Below are 19,490 nucleotides of genomic sequence, written 5' to 3' on the forward strand. Positions count from 1 at the left end.
CGCGCGCTTGACTAATTAGCGGCGTACTTTCACTTTATTCAGTACCGTCTGAATCGCCGTCGACAATTCGTTGATCTCAAATTTCGCGACGTAAGCATCTGCGCCAACATTGCGTACGTGATCTTCGTTCGCGCTACCGGACAGTGAAGAGTGGATCACCACCGGGATATTCTTCAGGAACTCTTCACGCTTGATGTTTCTTGTCAGCGTAAAGCCGTCCATTTCCGGCATTTCCAAATCGGTCAGAACAAGCGAGATCTTATCCGAGATAGGTCGGCCTTCTGACTGTGCTTCTTGCGCAATTTGTCGAATCTTGTTCCAGGCATCCTGTCCGGTGATGTGCATACTAAACGGAATGCCCATCTGGGTTAGCCCCTGCTCAAGCAGCGAACGAGCGACTTTGGAATCTTCCGCCACAATCGCAATCGCACCTGGCGTATAGGGGTAAGTCTTCTCTTCTGCGTTCTTGAGCTTGGTTTCGCGATCGCCGGGAATGATATCAAACAGAATCTGTTCAACATCCAGCACCAGCGCCAGACGGTTGCTGTCTTTGTCGTTATCAAGACGCGCGATACTTGTGATATAGGAGCTGCTCACGCCCGCTTCAGCGGCCAGAACCTGGCTCCATTCCAGACGAACGATATCGTCGACTGATTCCACGGCGAATGCCTGCGTACTACGTGCATATTCCGTGATAAGAAGAATGTTCAGGCCGGTTTCCGATGAACTACCAACCACGGCAGGCAGATCGATAACGGGAATGATTTGTCCACGAATGTTGACCATACCCAGCATCGGCGATTTCATGCCAGCCGCTTTGGTCAGCGTAGGCATCGGCACTATTTCACGCAGTTTAAACACGTTGATGCCAAACAGCTCAGATTTGCCACCTTCAGGTGATTTGCCCAGCTGGAATAATAAGAGTTCAAATTTATTAGCAGAGGTGAGGTTTGTTCTCTCATCGATTTCTTTTTGAAAATTATCCATGCTTTCCTCAGTGCGAGTCATTGTCATTATAGGTATACCGTAACAAGGCAACATTCGAGATGTGAGCAAACAGGAACCAACATCCGACCGCTCCACTGTACGTGATAGTCGTGTTCTTCAATCTTATCCAGCGTCAAACGTAAATATTTGTTAAGTGTGTCAACCTCATCATCCAACGATGGCAATCATCGGACCAGTAGACGGATATCAGCCCTCTTCAGTATAACAGTCGGCTAGCATCCTTAAGGTGCAGATAACATTCCCTGAATCATTAATATCGGCAGAATTTGCCAACACCTTATCCCAAATCGTGACAGAAATGTTGCCTGAGAAGAAAACCTCACACCTCTCTTGACACCGCTGCCAGAAAAAACTAAAAACATACCGTACAGTTTAGTTTTAAAAAGTACACATGCCGAGATTAACGCATAGCGACAGTGAAGGTGCTCTGGCACCTAAACGGCTGGCGTGACTGGATGTCGTGTGGCTAAGGCTGCGTGTTATCACGCTATTTCGCGGTTCTCTTTACAGGATTCTTATATGTTCACATTATCCCGAGTTGCACGTCCTACCGTATTGGCTCTGGCTGTCGTACTCGCAGGTTGCGCAAGCAATCCTCCCGTGCGCTACAGCGGCATCGCATCGTCTTCGCAATTGGCGCAAAACTCAGGCGAACACGCGGATCGCATTCCTTACCGCTACAGCACGCCCGTCGACTGGAAGCAGTACACCCACATCATCATCGATCCGGTCAGTATTTATCAGGGCAGTGACAACCAATTTAACGACATGTCACAGCAGGACAAGCAGTCGCTGGCCGCCTATATGCAGGATACGTTCAGTAAAACCCTGCGTTCCCGTTTTAACGAAGTGACCTCGCCTGCGCCCGGCACATTGCGGCTGAAACTGACGCTGACGGGTGCCGATACCACGACGCCGGTTGCCGGTACGTTTACCAAATTTGACCTGGCTGGCGGGCCATACAACATCGTGCAATCCATCCGTGGCAAAGAAGGTCTGCTCAACGGTTCCGTGAACTATGCCGTTGAAATTTATGATGCGGCAACCAACAAGCTGCTCAATGCCTATGTCGCGAAGCAGTACCCGAATGCCATGAACGTCAGCGCCAGCGTGGGTGCACTGAGCGCTGCGGAGGTCGGTATCGATAAAGCGGCTGAAGAACTGGCTGACATGCTGAAGTAAGCAAAAACGAATATACAACGGTGCGGAACGGCATGATGACAATCTATCCCCACTTAATTATCTGTCCGCACTGCGACAGCGTGCATCATTACCGGGCGTTAAACCCCGGTGAGGCGGCACGCTGCACACGCTGTCAGGCCACACTTTATCGTTCAGGCTGGATGAATACCGGGCATCGGCTGGCGCTGATACAAACGGCGGCCATCCTGTTTTTTATCGCGAATATCTATCCGGTACTGAGCGTCAGTTTCCATGCGTTACAGAATACGGCCACGCTGTGGCAAGCGGCGCTCGCGCTGGCTAACGGTGCGACTTTGCCGCTGGCGATAGGCTGTTTTTTTCTCCTGATTATTGCCCCTTTTCTGCAAATCATGCTGACCGGCTGGGTACTGATGTTCGCCAACCAAAGCCGCTGTGCCCCCGGTTTTATCCCCGTGATGAAGATACTGCTGTGGCTTCGTCCCTGGAGCATGCTGGAGATTGCGGCGCTGGGCTTTCTGATCGCCGCCATCAAGCTCTCCGGCTTTATGCAGGTTATGCCGGGAACGGGCTGCTGGGCGCTAGCGGCGCTGATGCTGCTGCTCGTCGTCGTCAACAGTCTGGATCTTCGCCCGCTCTGGTCGCTGGTGCCCACGGACAGTCACCGCAGCGTGGTCAGTCATGAAAAGTAATCCGTCCGCCCAGCCGTTGGTTGCCTGTCCGGTATGCGGCCTCGTCTGCCAGCATGAAGCCGACACGCACGACGCGGCGCGTTGCCCACGTTGCCAGTCGCGGCTGACGTCTTCCCACAAGGACAGCACAGCGTGCTCTTCTGCGTTACTGGTCGCCGCCCTGATTCTCTATATTCCCGCCAACGTGTTACCCGTGATGTACACCCGTCTGTTCGGGTTGGGAAGCGAAAGCACCATCTTAAGCGGTGTGATGGATTTCTGGCGCAGCGGTGATTACGGCATCGCCCTGCTGATCTTTACTGCCAGCATCGTCATCCCCTGTATGAAATTTCTGATTCTTGGCCTGCTGCTATTCATGTCACGCCAAAAAAGCCGTAAGGCAATGGCCGAGCGCGCGGCACTGTATCGGCTAACAGAATGGGTAGGTTACTGGTCCATGCTGGATGTCGTCGTCATTGCCGCCGTCTCTGCACTCGTCAGATTTCCGCCGCTGAGTGAAGCTGAACCCCGCAGCGGCATTCTTTTTTTTGGGCTGGTGGTGATACTGACCATGCTATCTGCCATGAGCTATGACCCGCGTCTTATCTGGAAAGGTGACAAAAAATGATCCACGAACAACCCGGCGATCCGGTGATTATCCGCCAACGCTGGCGAATCTCATTAATCTGGCTGGTACCGGCGCTCGCCATGCTAACGGGGCTCGCCATGCTGATTCATACCTGGTCGGACACCGGGCCGGAAATCGTGATTTCCTTTCAGAGCGCAAGCGGTCTTGAAGCAGGCCGCACCGTCGTCAAATATAAAGACGTAGCGGTAGGCAGCGTAAAAGACATCTCACTGAGTCAGGACAGTCAGCAGGTTCTTGTCACCGTACAGCTCAATAAAAATGCGGAAAATCTGGCGCATGCCGATAGCCGTTTTTGGGTAGTGCGCCCACGCGTCGCCATCAACGGCGTGACGGGTATCGATACCCTGCTTTCCGGCGCTTACATCGGGGCCGATAAAGGCGAATCGACTCAGGAAGAAACTCGCTTTATCGGTTTAGAGTCGCCGCCCGCGGTGATTAACGGCATGCCGGGCAGCCGCTTTGTCATTCAGGCAGACGATCTCGGGTCGCTGGATAGCGGTTCACCGGTTTACTACCGTCGCATCCCCGTCGGTCGCGTCGCGTCTTACCAGTTGAATCGCGATGGTCGCAGCGTCCAGCTTCAGGTTTTTATCGATGCGCCCTACGACCGTTTTGTGACGCCGAATACTCGCTTTTGGAATGCCAGCGGGGTGGACCTCTCGGTGGACGCCAACGGTTTTCGCCTCAGAACACAAACCCTCGCTGCCGTCATGGCCGGTGGCATCGCGTTTTCCACCCCCGATCTGGACGACACGATTGCCCGACCAGAACCGCTGACCACCTACAAACTGGCGAGCGATCGGGAATCGGCCCTGTCACCACCGGATGGCCCGCCCATCCTCTTCAAACTCCGTTTCGACCGTTCATTGCACGGCCTGGAGATCGGTGCGCCCGTGGAATTCTCCAGCGTCAAAATCGGCTACGTGACCGCCATTGCGCTGGATTACAGCAAAACAGGCTATCGCTTTCCTACTGTCGTCAGCATTGAAGTGTTTCCTAACCGGCTTGGTGACGTGCTGGATAGGCTGCCTAAGCAGGCAACGTCGCTCGAACAGCAAACGGCTGAGTTTACGCGCGATCTGGTTGAACACGGCCTGCGTGCACAGGTAGCACCGAGCAATTTGCTGACCGGACAGCTCTATATCTCACTCGATTTTGTGCCCGATGCGGCGAAGACACCGTTTGATCTCAACGCCCGCCCGTTAGTGCTGCCTACCGTCGATGGGGGATTTGACCGATTACAAACGCAGATGGCGAGCATCATTGGCAAGATCGATAACCTGCCGCTGGATGCTATCGGTCGCAACATGAACACCACGCTGGTAGAAGCCAATAAAGCGCTGCGGCAGGTTAACGGACAGACATTGCCGGAGGCCAATCGATTGATGAAACAAATGCAGCAGGCCACACGCCGTGCACAGGATGTTCTGGAAGAGGATTCGCCGCTGCAACTGGGTATCACACAGTCACTACAGGAAATTCAGCGCACGCTACGCGCCCTGCGCAGTCTGGCCGAGCAGATTGATCGTCACCCTGAATCGCTGCTGCAAGGACGGCCGAGCGACTCGCTGTCGGCAATTAACCACGCTCCCCTTTCCCGAGAAGGATCTTCAAGATGAAACGAGTGGCACTATTTTGTCAGCTTGTTGTTATTACGTTGCTGAGCGCCTGCTCGTCGCCTCAGGTGCGTTATCACACGCTGCTGGCGCCCGCCTCGCCAGTGGCAACCCTATCCCCTATGGCAAAAACAACGCGCGCTGCACCCTTTTTCATTGATGTGCTGCCTGTTGGCGTACCGGCGCAAATCGATACGTCTCAGCTTGTTATTCGACAGGGTGATAGCGGTGCTGTCGTGCTGGATAACGACCGTTGGCTTAGCCCGCTGAGCGAGGAAATCCGTACCGCGCTTTCCGCCGATCTGACGCAGCGTCTCAACACGCAGGATGTTTCAGGTTTGGTGCGTTCGGCAGACACGCCAGTGGTTAGAATTCACCTTCAGGTTCGGCGATTTGATAGCTGGCCCGGTCAATCGGTGACGTTTGACGCCGACTGGAGCCTAAGCACCGTTGGAGAAGAAAATGCGCGTGCACGATTGCTCTGTCGCAGCCAGTTTACCGAGCAAGCGGCGGGCGGTGATACCGCGATGCTGCACGCTCAGCAGCAGGTCATCACACGGCTGGCAGAGCAGATCGCCGCAACGGCGACCCGCTGGATGCCGGATCGCCAAGGAACCTGCCTTACGCCGCCGCTCCGGCCATAAACATGCTAACCGCATCCCCGACGATCTCGCGGATGCGTTCCAGACTCATTGGCTGCAAATGACGGTGGAATATGCGGTCATCAATTTCTGCCGTCAGCAGCGCCAAAAACTGCAACGCACGCAAACGTGGGTTTCCGGGTTTCAGTTCCTGCCGCGCTATCGCCGCAGCCATCAGTTCAGAAAGCTTATCGACGTTCTCTTTCGGGCCTGATTCATAAAACAGCGAACCAATATCGGAATGCCCGGCCTCTGCCACCACCATCCGATAAATCGCCATCGCGCTGCTATCATTGGTCAACACGTACAGAATGCGTTCGCCGAAGCGCGTCAGTTGCACATCCAGCGTTTCGGATGCCAGCGTGTCCGTCATCAGTTCCGCCGTTGCCTCGGACAGATGCATGGTCGCATGTTCACGAACGACAGCCGTAAACAGTTCTTCTTTGGTTGAAAAATAGCCATACAGCGTCGCCTTGGAACCGCCGACCCGCTTCGCCAGCTCATTCATGGTGGCGCGTTCATAGCCCATTTCCTGAAAAAGCTGCGCCGCCGTTTTAACGATGGCCTCACGACGAGCCTTAGTGCGGACTTTCATCACCACTCCTGCCAGCCGATGCTGACGAGCAAAATAGGATTCGATATAGCAATATTATCAAAACATTAGCCTCGCCGCCGCCTCTTTACACAACGCAACATTGCAGCCTGTAACAACGGGAGAAGGACGAGAAAGGTATGACGATGAACAGCAAAGGACGACGGGGGTTGATAAGCGAAAACGGATTATTTACTATCCAGCTCCGAATGACGGGATCGCTGTTTTTAGGATGTGTGGTTTGACACCACACATCCTAAATTCAGTAGACAGAACAGGAACAAAATTATGGGTAATTCCCTGGGTTGGCAAATCAATTTGTAACAATTTTTTAAAATTTACTTTCTTGAATTTTTTTATAAATTGTCCTGTTCATGAAAAAATTATAAGTGATATCATGGAGTAACAGTAGTTAGACTTAGGTATAGGTCAGCACTATACTTTTAGGATGCCATCTATATCATGGGTACTTTCTCGCTTTTATTGAGGCCGTTACATGTCTGTATTTTGCTCTGACAATGAAATTATCAATAACACGATAAAAAGCTATCTCGGCCGAAAATTAAAGCAGTATGGCGACCTGAAATACGCCTACATGATCATGAACAAGAAGAACCCGTCTCAGGTTGTGATCATCTCAAATTACCCGCAGGAATGGGTTAATACCTATAAAGAAAATAACTATCAGCATATCGATCCGGTTATTTTGACAGCGATAAATAAAGTCTCGCCGTTCTCTTGGGAAGACAACATCGTTATTAACTCTAAGCTGAAGTTCTCCAAGATTTTTAATCTGTCAAAAGAGTACGATATTGTTAATGGCTACACCTTTGTCTTGCATGACAACAATAATAATCTGGCGGCGTTATCGATTATGTTTGAAGAACACGCGCCAACGGATATGGAAAACATTGTTGAGGAAAACAAAGACAAACTGCAAATGCTGCTTATTGCCGTTCATGAAAAAATCACCACGCTTTACAAAGAGATGACGCAAAGCCCGCAGAGCAGAAAACAAGGTGACAAAGAGATTTTCTCCCAGCGCGAAAACGAAATTCTGTACTGGGCCAGCATGGGAAAAACCTACCCGGAAATTGCGCTGATTCTGGATATCAAAATCAGCACCGTGAAATTCCATATTGGAAATGTGGTAAAAAAACTCGGCGTGCTGAATGCCAAACATGCCATCAGACTGGGCGTAGAATTACAGCTCATCAAGCCTGAGCCTTTATAATTGTCATCACGTCTATTTCACTTTAGTGAGATAGACTGCTGTGCTTTCCACAACGCACGATAGCGGCCTTCAACACCCAGTAATTCGCTATGTGTTCCCTGCTGGGAAATAGCACCATTCTCGACAACCAGAATTCGATGTGCCCCCACAATTGTCGATAGCCGATGCGCGATAACAATGACCGTCTTGTCCTGAACCAGCCTGTCAATCGCCCGCTGTACGGCTAGCTCGCTTTCGGTATCCAACGCCGCCGTCGGTTCGTCCAGAATCACAATCGGCGCGTCCTTCAATAAGGCTCGCGCAATCGAAATACGCTGCCGTTCACCACCGGATAATCTGCCGCCGATATCGCCCAGCCGTGTTTGCCATCCCTGCGGCAACCGTTGAATAAATGCAAGACACTGCGCCGCGTCCGCAGCCTGCTCAACCTCGGCATCGCTGGCATCCGGCCGCGCCATCCGAATGTTCGCCAGCACCGAATCATCAAACAAATAGATATCCTGAAACACCACAGAAATCAGCTTATTCAATTCACGCGTTGGAATGCAGCGAATATCCACGCCGCCGATACACACCCGCCCGTGTTGCGGATCCGTATGGCGCATGAGCAGTCGCGTTATCGTCGTTTTCCCCGAGCCAGACGGCCCAACCAACGCCGTCATTCCCTTCTCCGGCAGCGCGATGTCCACCCTATCAAGCACCGCTTCAGCCTCATCTGTATAGCGAAAACTCACCTGCTCGAACGTAATCGCATACGTTGTCGGCACCTCAGTAGGCTGGTGTACGGGAAGCGGTTCAATCGCCAGCAGCTCGTCAATACGATGCAGCGCTGTCTCAATCAGTTCTAACACCGCTGTATAGCTGACAAACGTCGCCAGCGGTTCAGAGAAGCGCACCACAATCACCATCATCGCGGCGACGATGGCTATATCCCACGCCCCCACCACAACACCGCTGATACCAAAAATCAGCACGCCCTGAAGGCCCAACTCTACGACGCTGGCGACCACCGCACCGGGTTTCGCACCGCTGCGGTGAGCCGACGTTTGTATCTGCTGTAGATACTGAAAACGCTGACGCAGTGCCGATGTGCGTTCAGCCTGCTGACAGCTGGTTCTCAGGACGGCAAGCCCCTGTACATATTCCACAATATCGGCACTGGTTTGCTGATTCGCCTCCGCCAGCGCCTGCATCGTGCGTGCAAATGCCGGCCGCCTCCAGCGATAAAGCAGCGCGATGGCGGGAAAGATCAGCAGCAGACTCACGCCTAATCGCCATTCCACCAGCAGCATGACGAGCGCTATCACGATAGGCGTTACGATAGCCAGCAGCAGTTGATTGACTATCGCCAGCATATAGTTCAGGTTCTCATCCACGCTGCCCAGCAGCAGCGCGTTAATGTCCCCCGCCCGCGCGGATTGAAGCGTGGCCAGCGGCATGCTCCGCAGCTGTTCCCCAAGACGCATACGCAATTCGTGGGTCGCCGCCGCAAGCTGCCCGCGATATTCAAAGCCTTGTCCATACCAGCGCAGCACCAGCGTCAACAGGCTTAGAATCGTCATGATCGCCAGCCATATCGCTATCTCGCGGGCAGCCTCTGCGTGGATAAACGCGGACAGCAGCGGGAACAGGCACGCCAGCGCCAGCCCCTGAGTGATGGCCGCCGCCAGCAGACTCAGGCAACACCGACGGAATACATGAGCTTGTGAACCCGTCACCCGCTCCAGCTGGCGATACGTGTGCCACCACGCAGATAGCCACGCAGTTATGGCGAAATAGCTCATGGAGGAATGGTTTTCGTTTATCACGCGCGATCTCCTGACTGTCCGTTGCTCGACGATGTGCTGCATGGTGCGCTGCCTAGCGCCCAATTCTGCGCCTGCTCATAGTGTCGCCACAGGTCGCTATAGCGGCCTTGTGCCGCTAGCAGCGCGTCATGACGACCCGATTCGCTCAGCCGTCCACGATCGAAGACCACGATCTGGTCAGCATCGCGGATCGTCGACAAACGATGCGCCACCATGATGACCGTTTTACCCTGCATCAAGACGCCAAGCGCCGCCAGCAGCGCCGCCTCGTTTTCCGGGTCGGCAAAGGCCGTCGGTTCATCCAGCACCAAAATCGGTCGGTTATGCAACAGCGCTCGCGCAATAGCGATGCGCTGACGCTGTCCGCCAGAAAGGAACTGGCCGCGCTCACCGGCCAGCGTGTCGTAACCCTGCGGTAGCGCCATGATAAAATCGTGCGCCTGCGCCGCCGTCGCGGCGGCAACCACCTCTTCCATACTTTTTTCAGGCAAGCCGAGCCGGATGTTATTAGCGATGGTGTCCGCAAACAGGAATGACTCCTGAAAAACAAACGACACCTGCTGCATGAGCGTGGCGGTTTTCATCTGTCGGATGTCGACACCACCAATCAAAATGCGCCCGGCCGTGACGTCCCAAAAGCGAGGAATAAGCCGAGCCACGGTGGTTTTCCCTGCGCCAGATGCCCCCACCAGCGCCGTGACCGAGCCTGCCGACACCTGAAAACTGATATCCTCCAACACCCAGTCGCTCGCGTGCCGATCGTAACGGAAACTGACCTGCTCAACGCTGACGCTAGCGTCAGCGGGCAAGACATCACTCTCCGCTTCCGGCAGCGGCGACAACGCCAGCACGTCCTGAATCCGGCTGATACTCAATCGGGTTTTCGCCACCATGTGATTCAGCGCCATCATCGGCATGACGGCCTCCGCCATGCCATTACCGAGCAGTAGCACGGCTACCCACAGGCTGAAATCAAGCTCGCCGGAGTGATAGAAACCGTATGCCACCCAGCACAGTACCAGCAGCGTAGGAAGCGGGTTAAGCACCGCGAAGGAGAAGCGCGCCGAGAACCCCGCCTGCTGATACCACCGCGTAAGCACGTCCAGATAATTTTCCAGCGCCTGCTGATAGCGCCCAAACGTTGAAGCGCCCGTATCGAAGGTGCGCACCACCGGCATCGCCTGCACAAACTCGATAACGGCGGTACTGACGTCTTCCCGCGCCTGGTTGTAGCGCTGATTCATCTCGCCAGCATTGCGCATCGCCAGCATCAGCACCACGGCACCGATAACCAGCACCAGCAAGGCCGCCAGTGCCAGACGCCAGTCCAGCCAGAACAGCAACGCGCCCGTACACAGTGGTGCCACAACCGCGCGGGCGTAGAGCGGCGTGCTGTCTGCCACAAACAGGTGGAGCGCTTTTACATCATCCTGCACGATCTTCGCCAGCGAGCCGGTGCCCAGACGCTGCACCTCACCCAGCGGGATCCGCGCCAGCTGTTCCGCCAACGCGTTGCGGATCTGATTCTCCAGCCGAAACGCAGCGTAGTGAGACTGATTAAAGGCCAGCAGACGCAGCAGATAGCTGGCGCACAGGCACAGCACAGCGCCGCTGATCGTCAGCAACGGCCATGACGCGGGTTGCACGATCAGCAGTTGGATACTCCACGCCAGAAAGAGCAGAAATGCGATGCCAGCCAGAACCGATAGCCCCGACAGACACATCGCCAGACGAATCTGCCCGCGTACAGGGTGCATAATGTGCCAGGCACGATTCTGTGGCGTAGAAGGCGACGTGGCAGCGGATGAACCACCCTCAGCAGCGGAATGTGGCATAGTGTTCTCTTTTCTCCTTCCTGCACAGTCGCTTACCCGCAAAACAAGCAAATCAACTCGACGACGGCAATAAAGTCAGGAATAATAACTATTCTCAATTGTGTATCTACCCGATTCGAGCCGATTTCTACCCGAATCGGTACGGGTTATCGTCATCAACCGCGTTGCGATGATCGTCCCACGATCGGATCGTCCGATGACCGCACCCCGTATCCTCAGGAGTCTGCCCATTGAATGCCTCCCCACTGAAATCCGCCCGCGAGCCTGAAGTCACCATTTCAAATTTGATCGCTGAACTGCACGTCATGCGGCCGGATACCGGTGCGGACTGTAGCCTGCTGCGTGCTACGCTTCAGGAAGGGCTGGATATTCTGGTGTGGCGCGGGCAGTTCCGGCAACCGACGACCATGCATTTGCACGACGACTGGGGACGTATCAATTTTTCCTGTTCGTTGCAGGGAGATTCGCAATTCTCGCTGAAAGGCGATCGGGGACGAGAGCACGTACTGAAGCAAGGATCTGGCTGCATTAGCTACACTCCGGACTGTCAGGGTACGTCATCCTACGCTGGGCAGTTTGAAAGCGTCACGGTGTCGCTGAGCCCTGAGCTATTGGCTAACTGGGTGCCAGATCTCACCGGTAACCTGCAACAGCAGCTGGATTCTGGCCGGCTCTGCACCCACTGCGACTGCAATGCCGAGATGCGGGCAACCGCTCAGGTCTTGAGCCACGCGCTGTCCAGCTTGACGCATCCACAGCAGGCCGGTGAAAACCGCCATGCGCCGCTGTGGCTGCTGGGGCAAAGCATGATTCTGGTTAGCCTCGCCGTCGCCGGACATGCAGACACAGTTTCCCAGCAGGACACGTTCAGCCAGGCCGATCGCCAAAAGCTGCTGCGGGCCAAAGATCTGCTGCTGGCAGATCTGTCACAGGCTCCCACTATCGCCATGCTGTCCAGAGAAACCGGGTTAAGCGTGCTCAAGCTGAAACGCGGATTCCGCCAGCTCTTCAATAACAGTATCTATGGGTTATTTCAGGCCGAACGTATGCACGAAGCGCGGCGTCGGCTGTTTGTCACGGGTGCGCCAGTTATGGTGGTCGCCACCGATCTGGGCTACGCCAATGCCAGCCACTTTAGCGCCGCTTTCCAAAAGCAGTTCGGCGTTACGCCTTCCGCTTTCAAGCGTCTGAACATTTAATCGATAGCCAAGGCCACCGCTCATCCCGATACGGGTACAAATAGACTGGATTCGGGTAGCGCTGCAACAGCGAATGATTATCATTTTCTCCATTATAAGCAGGAGAAACCGCCATGCCCGATTCCATTGCAACGCCACATCCTTTCCTTGATACGCTCGCCTATTTTGTCGTCGTCACTTCGCTTGAAGCGCTGGCGATAACGCGGTTGGATCGCAATAAACCATGACGCACAACTCGATGACACGTTATCTACCCTATTGGTGTTTCTACCTCCATCAGGGCATGATCACCGCCCTCATTATGCAAGGCGTGGCGGGCTATTTTCGTCATGCCGGGCTGGATCTGGCGCAATTAAGCTGGCTGTCGCTAACCTTTCTGCCGTGGATTGCCAAGTGCCTGTGGGCACCGTGGGGCGAACGTCACGCACTTCCTCTGCGCGGTAATCCCTATTTAGGCAGTCTGGTGCTGCTCCAGATCGCGATGGCGGCGACGCTGGTCGTGATTGGCGTTATTTCCCCCGAACAATCCGTCCTGACAATCGTCATTGCGCTGATGCTGCTGGCGCTGCTCTCCGCCAGCCACGATATCTATGCCGACGGCATCACGATCTGCACCACCAACGCGTCCAGCCGTGCTCTGGCGAATACCGCACAGGTCGGCGGCAGCTATCTGGGCATTCTGTTCGGTTCCTATGCGTTCCTGAGTATTGCGGAACAGGCGGGCTGGCGAGGTGGCTTCTTTGCGCTGGCGGGGCTGTCGCTGCTGATGCTCATCCTGCCGCTGCGCTATATCCAACAATCCCCTATTCAGCACAGCCAGACTCAGGCTACATATCATCAGACCCGACAAGCCGCACGCCCGACGCTAAATCGTCTGACGCTTAAAGCACTCTGGCCGGTATTAGCCTTTACGGCCATTTTCTATCTGGCGATGCGCGGCATGATGGCGCTACAAACCGTCATGCTGATCGACAGACAGCTTAGCCTGAGCCAACTGGGTATCGTCATGACCGTGTACAGCACCGCCGTCAGCGGCGTAGGGATTGTGCTCGCCAATGTTCTGATTCGACGCATGGGCGCACTGCGCTGCCTGCTGCCCGTGATGGTTGTGCACGCTCTGTTGGCCATTGTGCTGGCCGTCGGCTACCCGCTGTATTCATTGAATGCCTGGATCGCACTCTTTGGCGTGGTCAATCTGGCTGCCGCCGTCGGGTTTGTCACGCTATACAACGTCCTGATGGGATTAGTCAGACCGCATCAGCCTGCTTCCGACTATGCGCTGTTCCAATCGACCGATGCCGCCGTCGCCATGATCGTGTCGATTGCCGCGCTTCAGCTCGCGCATCACACAAATTATCAGACCACGCTAGGCGTACTGGCCTGCTTCGCTGTCGCCAGCCTGTGGCCCGCCAAGCGGCTATCTGTGCGGCTTTCCCGCGCGTTTTCAGAGGGAACGCCCCCCGTTGTTGCAAACCAACAGGGACGGGATTCATGACAGGGAAAATGCGCAGGAAGCCTGCTGTATTCGGGTTGAAATAGACCCGATACGGGTAGCTCAAAAAATGCAAACGATTATCATTTAACTTTCATCATTCTCTGTCTCACACGCTTTCTATATCTTAAAAAAGCGGGTCGTGATGAAAGCCGTTGCCTTTGACATCGATTTTAGTCTTTTCAGGGATTTAATAATGAAAATAATGCGTCTTTATCCGCTTGCCTTAACCGGCGTGTTTCTCTCTTCTTATGCCTTTGCCGCTCAGGAAGATACGCTTGTTGTCACCGCCAGCAAACAGTCGCCGTATTCTGCCTCGGCCAATAACGTCTCTTCCACCGTCGTGACGGCACCGGAGCTGAAAGACGCTGGCGTCACCAGCACCGATAAGCTCACCCGTGTGATGCCCGGTCTGAACCTCGGCAATAACGGCAGCCTGCTGTTCCCGTCAATCTCACTGCGCGGTGTGTCCTCGGCGCAGGATTTCTACAGCCCGGCCGTGACCGTCTACGTGGACGGCGTACCGCAGCTCGCCACCAACACCGTGCAAGCACTCTCCGATGTGGAAAGCATCGAAATGCTGCGGGGCCCGCAGGGGACGCTGTACGGTAAAAGCGCTCAGGGCGGCATTATCAATATCGTCACTCAGCAGCCGGACAGCACGCCGCGTGGCTATGTTGAAGGCGGCGTCGCCAGTCGCGACGGCTATCACGGCAAAATCAACCTCAGCGGCCCCATTCAGGATGGCCTGCTGTACGGCAGCGTCACGCTGCTGCGTCAGGTCGATTCGGGCGCGATGACTAACCCTGCTACCGGCAGCGACAATCTCGGCGGGACAAAATCCAGCGTCGGGAATCTTCGACTGCGGCTGGCACCCGATGATCAGCCGTGGGAAACCAGTCTGGCGCTGACGGAAGACTGCACGCGCGCTACGCAGGATACTTACCTGCCGTTTGGTGATGCCAAAAACCGAACGCTGGAGATCGCCGCTGGCGCGCCCGATCCTACATTGCGCCGCTGTACGCACAGTCAGTCGCTGAGCGGAAAATACACCACCGATAACTGGATTTTTAGCCTGATTGGCGCGTGGCAGCAGCAAAATTACGACCGCACGTTCCCGAACGGTACGCTGATTGCCGATATGCCGGAGCGCTGGAATCAGGACGTGCAGGAGCTGCGTGCTGCGACACACGGTGCAGGCCGCGAGGTAGATATGGTGTTCGGTCTTTACCGACAGAACACGCGTGAAAAACTCGATCTGGCCTACAGCACGGCGGGTTCTCCGTTCATGAAGAGCAATGCCAATACGTCGTCGGAGACGTTAGCCGCTTACAGCGATCTGACCTGGCACCTGACCGACCGTATCGATTTGGGCGGCGGACTGCGCGTGTCGCACGATAAAGCCGAAACCCGTTATCACCAGCAGTTCTCCGGCATGAACGTGGGCGACCGCAATAGCGTTGATGACGATCAGGTACTGGGGCAGCTCTCCGCCAGCTATCTGCTGAATAATGACTGGCGTGTCTATACCCGCGTTGCGCAGGGCTACAAGCCAACGGGCTTTAACTACTCACCTGCCGCCGGCACACAGGCTATTCCGTACAGCGCGGAGAAATCGATTAACTATGAAATCGGATCGCGCTATCAGAGCGGCGATGTGCAGCTTCAGGGCGCCGTGTTCCATACTCACACGCGTGATATGCAGCTGTATTCCGGCCCGGTCGGTATGCAAACGCTCAGCAACGCAGGTAGCGCCGATGCCAGCGGTGTAGAGATGATGCTGAAGTGGCAGTTCGTTCCTAACTGGTCATGGGATATCAACGGCACCTATGTCCGTTCTGAATTTACTGGCGACAGTGAAAGCTATCAGGATAAGCGTGTGCCCTTCGTACCGCGCTACGGGGCTGGCACCAGCCTGAACGGACTGATTGATACCTCGTTCGGCGCGTTAATGCCGCGTCTGGCCTTCAATGTGGTAGGACCGCACTACTTCGACGGCGACAACGCGTTGCGTCAGGGCACCTATACCACGACCGATCTGCGCCTCAGTTGGCAGGCCACCGACCGGGTGAATATCGCTGGCTATGTGGATAACGTCTTCGACCGCCGCTACCGCACCTTTGGCTTTATGAGCGGCACATCGGGCTACGCGCAGGTCAATGAAGGCCGAACCGTTGGCGTGGACGTGCGGGTCGATTTGTTCTGATTTCTATTATCGGTATTCGTACCGTCGCAACCTGTCGGGATGGTGTTCAGCCATCCCGATAGCATCGCATTGAATGCCTTTTATCCCCATATCCTACAGGTTAACCTACCGTCTCTCACCCTTACAATCCGTTACCGATTAGGATGTCTCCTTGCACCAAAGTCATATTAATGACATTACCCCTGCCCCATACTGCTGGCTTATCACTGAATTCTCATGCCCCGTTTTTCCCTGCTACTTTGCGCCTTGTGCGCCTGCCGGAGACCCGTCATGAAACGTAACACGATCCTGATCTTCACGGTTTCTGCCATCATTTTACTCGCAGCAGCCACAACAATATGGTGGAAGGTTGACCGGGGAAACAGCAATGCGCTGTGGGAGATCGTCAGCGAACAGTGCGTTCCCAACCAACAGCGCAACGGTAAACCCGCCCCCTGTCTGGAAGTCAATCTGGCGAACGGCTATGTGCTTTTTGACGACAGAAACGGTCCCTATCACGATCTGCTACTCCCAATCGATAAAATCAGCGGCATCGAGAGTCCAACGCTATTGCAGCAAGGCACGCCCAATTTTTTCGAGCAGGCATGGGCCAATCGCAGCCATCTGTCGCGCGAAGCCGGTAAGCCGATCAGAGATGATTATCTCTCGCTGGCGATTAACTCACGCTATGGCCGTACACAAAACCAGCTGCATATCCACATTGCCTGCCTGCGCCCAGAGATTTATCAAACGTTGAACCAGCAGTTCCCGACGCTCTCTGGCGACTGGAAAACGCTGCCGGTAAAAATTAACGGGCACGTCTATCTGGCAAAAACGCTCGCGGTGAACGAACTGGCGCAAAGCAATCCGTTCAAAACGCTCGATCGCTACGCACAGCAGCAGAATGAATCTATCGGCAAATACGGCCTTGCAATGGTCTCCATGCCGACGGGCGAAAAGGTGCTGCTCGCCAGCAGTTTGGACGTGTTCAATATGAGTCTCGGATCCGTGGAAGAAATTCAGGATTTTTCCTGTGCGCTGGCGAAATAGCCACTGACCGCGCCAGACAGCGGCCTGCGCGAGCTAAAGGCCTATAGCAATCAATTCGCTATAACTTATAAATTTTTGTTCATTGCGTTGCTAGTCGACCTCCGCCTAAAAAGTGGGGAAAATCGATAGGGTAGGTAGCTGCAATATGCATCTGGATTTACGGCAATTACGCAATTTTCTTGCACTGGCCGAACATGGGAGTTTTGTACAGGCCGCTGAGGCCGTCTGCCTGTCGCAATCGGCATTCAGCCGCAGCATTCAGGCGCTGGAACAAACGATGGGGCATCCGCTTATCGACCGCCAGAGCCGCCGCTTTGCGCTGACGTGGCAGGGCAATACGCTGCTGCCGTTTGCACGGCGTATGCAGGAACTGTCCTGGGAATTGATGACCGACATGCGGCAGATCAGCGAGGCACAGGAAGGCGAACTGACGTTTGGCTGCGGCCCGGCACCGTCTACCACGCTGATCCCCAAGGCGGTGGCACATTTTCACGCCCTTCGTCCGCGAGCCAGAGTCACCTACAGCGTGGATAACTGGCAATCCCTGCGTGAACGGCTGCTAGCCGATGAGTGGCCTTTTATCGTTGCCGATACCTGGCAGGCCGAAATGGAAACCAACCTTCATGTCCAGCCATTAAGCCAGCAGCGCTGCTTTTTTATCTGCCACTCTTCGCACCCGCTGGTACAGCAGGCAAACGTCACGCCGGACGATCTCCTGCGCTTTCCGCTCGCCTCCCCTTTTATGCCCGTCGGCATGCGCAAGGTGCTGGCTGCCTTAACGCGCCAGCCCGATTATCGGCCACAGATTCAGTGTGACCATATCTATTCTGTTTTCAGCATTCTACGGCATACGCAGGCCATCAGCTTTGCCAGCGAGGATGGCTTTGCGCTGGGTCGATTAAGCCATCAACTGGTAGAAATTCCACTGACAGGCACGCCGCCGGAATGGGCAAATATGCAAACCCGCTTCGGTATTGTCACCTGTTTGCAGAGAACGCTACCACCGCTGGCCGAGCTGATGATCGAAAGCATATTGGCACAGGACAGGCTGCGCTCACCGGCTCCGGCACTGCCGACCCTGTGAGCGCATTCGTGATTATTTCGCAGGATTACCGCTGGCGTCATACACTGCCCAGTTCGATTCCAGCCCTTTGGCTTTCAGCGCCCGGTCAACAAACTGGCCGGCAAACCAGTCGCTGGCCGAGAACGTGCTGCGAATCAACCCGGCGGCTTTCGCCCGCTCAATGCTGTCCTGCAAGCTGCTGAGTAGGAACGGATCGAGACGCGGCGAGCTTTGGAAAGGGAGATCCTCCGCTTTCAATTCTTCCTGAAAAATCGTCTGCGGAATCTGACTCTGCTCGGCCATGAGCGCAGTGTATTCCGGCAGGTGCTGCGCATCGCCAATCCACTGCGCATTGTCCACCAGCACATTCACCAGTTGCTGCGTCGTGCCCGGGTAGCGATCGATAAAGTCCTGCGTCGCCAGCACCGCGGCCTGTGTGGTATTCGGCCAGCCCAGCGCCCGACTGGTGGTCACAATATTGATGCCCTGCTTACGCAACGCCAGCAGAGAGACGCCTCCCCACACCGCATCCACACGTCTGGCCGCCAGTGCTGCCTTACCCGCCGTCCAGTCCAGATTGATGACTCGCACATCGCGCTCGTTTAGCCCGACGCTTTTAATCGCACGCTCAAACGACAGCTGATCGGCCGTTCCCTTGTAGACCGCAATCCGCTTGCCGCGTAAATCTTCAATGCGTTGAATACCCGATTCCGGCGTCGCCGCCAGATAAGAATTAGAGCCGCGCGACCCCACCAGCACCCGCGTTGGCAGACTACCCGCACGGCCGATAATAGCCGCCAGATCGCCCAGATACACTACATCCAACTGTTTGTTTGCCAGCGCCTCATTCACCGCTGGGCCCGCTCCTTTAAAGAACGACCAGCGAATGTTGATCCCCTGCGGCTCAAATTCCTTCTCTAACTGTTGGCGAATATGTGCCAGCCCCAGCGGCCCACGAATAAAGGGTTTGCTGCCTGCACTCTGATCCGGCAAACCAATACGAATCTCCGTCGGCTTCTGTGCATCCTGCGGGGCGGCGTCGTTTGCCTGAACGGTGGAAACGAGCGCGGCGCCCATCAGCAAGGCAGTACTTAATACCTTCATCCCCCAGCGCCAGCGGGAAGATGCCGTTATCGGAGAGGCAGTGATCAACAGGGTGGCTTGCTGCATACGGTTTTCCTTAATAATCCATTTTATCTGCCATGAAACTAGCGAACCGTCGGCGTCAGGCTTAAATAACATTTACAGGTTTGTTCAGCGGAAAAAAGCATAAATCAGGGCTGGCG

16 protein-coding genes are annotated in these 19,490 nt (G+C 55.0%); 11 read left to right on the plus strand and 5 right to left on the minus strand.

Annotation, left to right across the window (positions count from 1 at the left end; translation table 11 throughout):
• Positions 1-15: 15 nt before the first annotated feature.
• Entirely contained in the window at positions 16-987 is a 972-nt protein-coding gene (locus BUB06_RS13470) for a chemotaxis protein (protein ID WP_010298717.1), read from the minus strand.
• Between the two features lie 540 nt (positions 988-1,527).
• Between BUB06_RS13470 and BUB06_RS13475 the strand changes: the two genes are divergently transcribed.
• The 5 genes from BUB06_RS13475 to BUB06_RS13495 are packed head-to-tail and all read left to right on the plus strand — an operon-like array spanning position 1,528 to position 5,749.
• Positions 1,528-2,190 carry a DUF3313 domain-containing protein gene (locus tag BUB06_RS13475; protein ID WP_039473518.1) on the plus strand — a complete coding sequence of 221 codons (663 nt, stop codon included), beginning with the start codon at positions 1,528-1,530 and terminating at the stop codon, positions 2,188-2,190.
• Between the two features lie 35 nt (positions 2,191-2,225).
• Positions 2,226-2,861, plus strand: coding sequence for a paraquat-inducible protein A (locus BUB06_RS13480; protein ID WP_174447506.1), 636 nt, complete (start codon positions 2,226-2,228; stop codon positions 2,859-2,861).
• Positions 2,851-3,468, plus strand: a complete 618-nt coding sequence (locus BUB06_RS13485; protein WP_039473522.1) for a paraquat-inducible protein A — start codon at positions 2,851-2,853, stop codon at positions 3,466-3,468. The genes BUB06_RS13480 and BUB06_RS13485 overlap by 11 nt, the downstream gene beginning before the upstream one ends.
• Positions 3,465-5,108, plus strand: coding sequence for a PqiB family protein (locus BUB06_RS13490; RefSeq protein ID WP_039473525.1), 1,644 nt, complete (start codon positions 3,465-3,467; stop codon positions 5,106-5,108). The genes BUB06_RS13485 and BUB06_RS13490 overlap by 4 nt, the downstream gene beginning before the upstream one ends.
• Positions 5,105-5,749, plus strand: coding sequence for a PqiC family protein (locus BUB06_RS13495; RefSeq protein ID WP_039473527.1), 645 nt, complete (start codon positions 5,105-5,107; stop codon positions 5,747-5,749). Before BUB06_RS13490 ends, BUB06_RS13495 begins: the two co-directional genes overlap by 4 nt.
• Here the strand turns inward: BUB06_RS13495 and BUB06_RS13500 are convergent.
• Positions 5,727-6,341: a TetR/AcrR family transcriptional regulator gene (locus BUB06_RS13500; RefSeq protein ID WP_039473528.1), complete on the minus strand. Its 615-nt coding sequence runs from the start codon at positions 6,339-6,341 to the stop codon at positions 5,727-5,729. The genes BUB06_RS13495 and BUB06_RS13500 overlap by 23 nt on opposite strands.
• Before the next feature lie 493 nt (positions 6,342-6,834).
• Here BUB06_RS13500 and BUB06_RS13505 point away from each other — a divergent pair, with 493 nt between their 5' ends.
• Complete coding sequence (locus tag BUB06_RS13505; RefSeq protein ID WP_039473530.1) at positions 6,835-7,572, plus strand: helix-turn-helix transcriptional regulator; 738 nt, start codon at positions 6,835-6,837, stop codon at positions 7,570-7,572.
• Between the two features lie 17 nt (positions 7,573-7,589).
• Here BUB06_RS13505 and BUB06_RS13510 read toward each other — a convergent pair whose 3' ends face one another.
• The gene (locus BUB06_RS13510) at positions 7,590-9,356 is read right to left on the minus strand and encodes an ABC transporter ATP-binding protein (protein WP_413783456.1); all 1,767 of its coding nucleotides are present in this window, start codon (positions 9,354-9,356) and stop codon (positions 7,590-7,592) included.
• 20 nt (positions 9,357-9,376) lie between these two features.
• Positions 9,377-11,215: an ABC transporter ATP-binding protein gene (locus BUB06_RS13515; RefSeq protein ID WP_039473532.1), complete on the minus strand. Its 1,839-nt coding sequence runs from the start codon at positions 11,213-11,215 to the stop codon at positions 9,377-9,379.
• 230 nt (positions 11,216-11,445) lie between these two features.
• Between BUB06_RS13515 and BUB06_RS13520 the strand changes: the two genes are divergently transcribed.
• From BUB06_RS13520 to BUB06_RS13540, 5 genes are all read left to right on the plus strand, one after another.
• Entirely contained in the window at positions 11,446-12,414 is a 969-nt protein-coding gene (locus tag BUB06_RS13520) for a helix-turn-helix transcriptional regulator (protein ID WP_039473534.1), read from the plus strand.
• 223 nt (positions 12,415-12,637) lie between these two features.
• Positions 12,638-13,909 (plus strand): MFS transporter, encoded by a 1,272-nt coding sequence (locus BUB06_RS13525; protein WP_039473536.1) that lies wholly within the window; start codon positions 12,638-12,640, stop codon positions 13,907-13,909.
• 193 nt (positions 13,910-14,102) lie between these two features.
• Complete coding sequence (locus tag BUB06_RS13530) at positions 14,103-16,112, plus strand: TonB-dependent siderophore receptor (RefSeq protein ID WP_039473539.1); 2,010 nt, start codon at positions 14,103-14,105, stop codon at positions 16,110-16,112.
• 270 nt (positions 16,113-16,382) lie between these two features.
• Positions 16,383-17,141 carry a CDP-diacylglycerol diphosphatase gene (locus BUB06_RS13535; protein ID WP_039473542.1) on the plus strand — a complete coding sequence of 253 codons (759 nt, stop codon included), beginning with the start codon at positions 16,383-16,385 and terminating at the stop codon, positions 17,139-17,141.
• A gap of 145 nt (positions 17,142-17,286) precedes the next feature.
• Positions 17,287-18,225 carry a LysR family transcriptional regulator gene (locus tag BUB06_RS13540; RefSeq protein ID WP_039473546.1) on the plus strand — a complete coding sequence of 313 codons (939 nt, stop codon included), beginning with the start codon at positions 17,287-17,289 and terminating at the stop codon, positions 18,223-18,225.
• A gap of 12 nt (positions 18,226-18,237) precedes the next feature.
• Here the strand turns inward: BUB06_RS13540 and BUB06_RS13545 are convergent, their stop codons facing one another.
• Positions 18,238-19,374, minus strand: coding sequence for an ABC transporter substrate-binding protein (locus tag BUB06_RS13545; protein WP_039473549.1), 1,137 nt, complete (start codon positions 19,372-19,374; stop codon positions 18,238-18,240).
• Positions 19,375-19,490 lie beyond the last annotated feature (116 nt).

Origin of the sequence: Pectobacterium carotovorum, from assembly GCF_900129615.1 — a bacterium.
Taxonomy (GTDB): Bacteria; Pseudomonadota; Gammaproteobacteria; order Enterobacterales; family Enterobacteriaceae; genus Pectobacterium; species Pectobacterium carotovorum.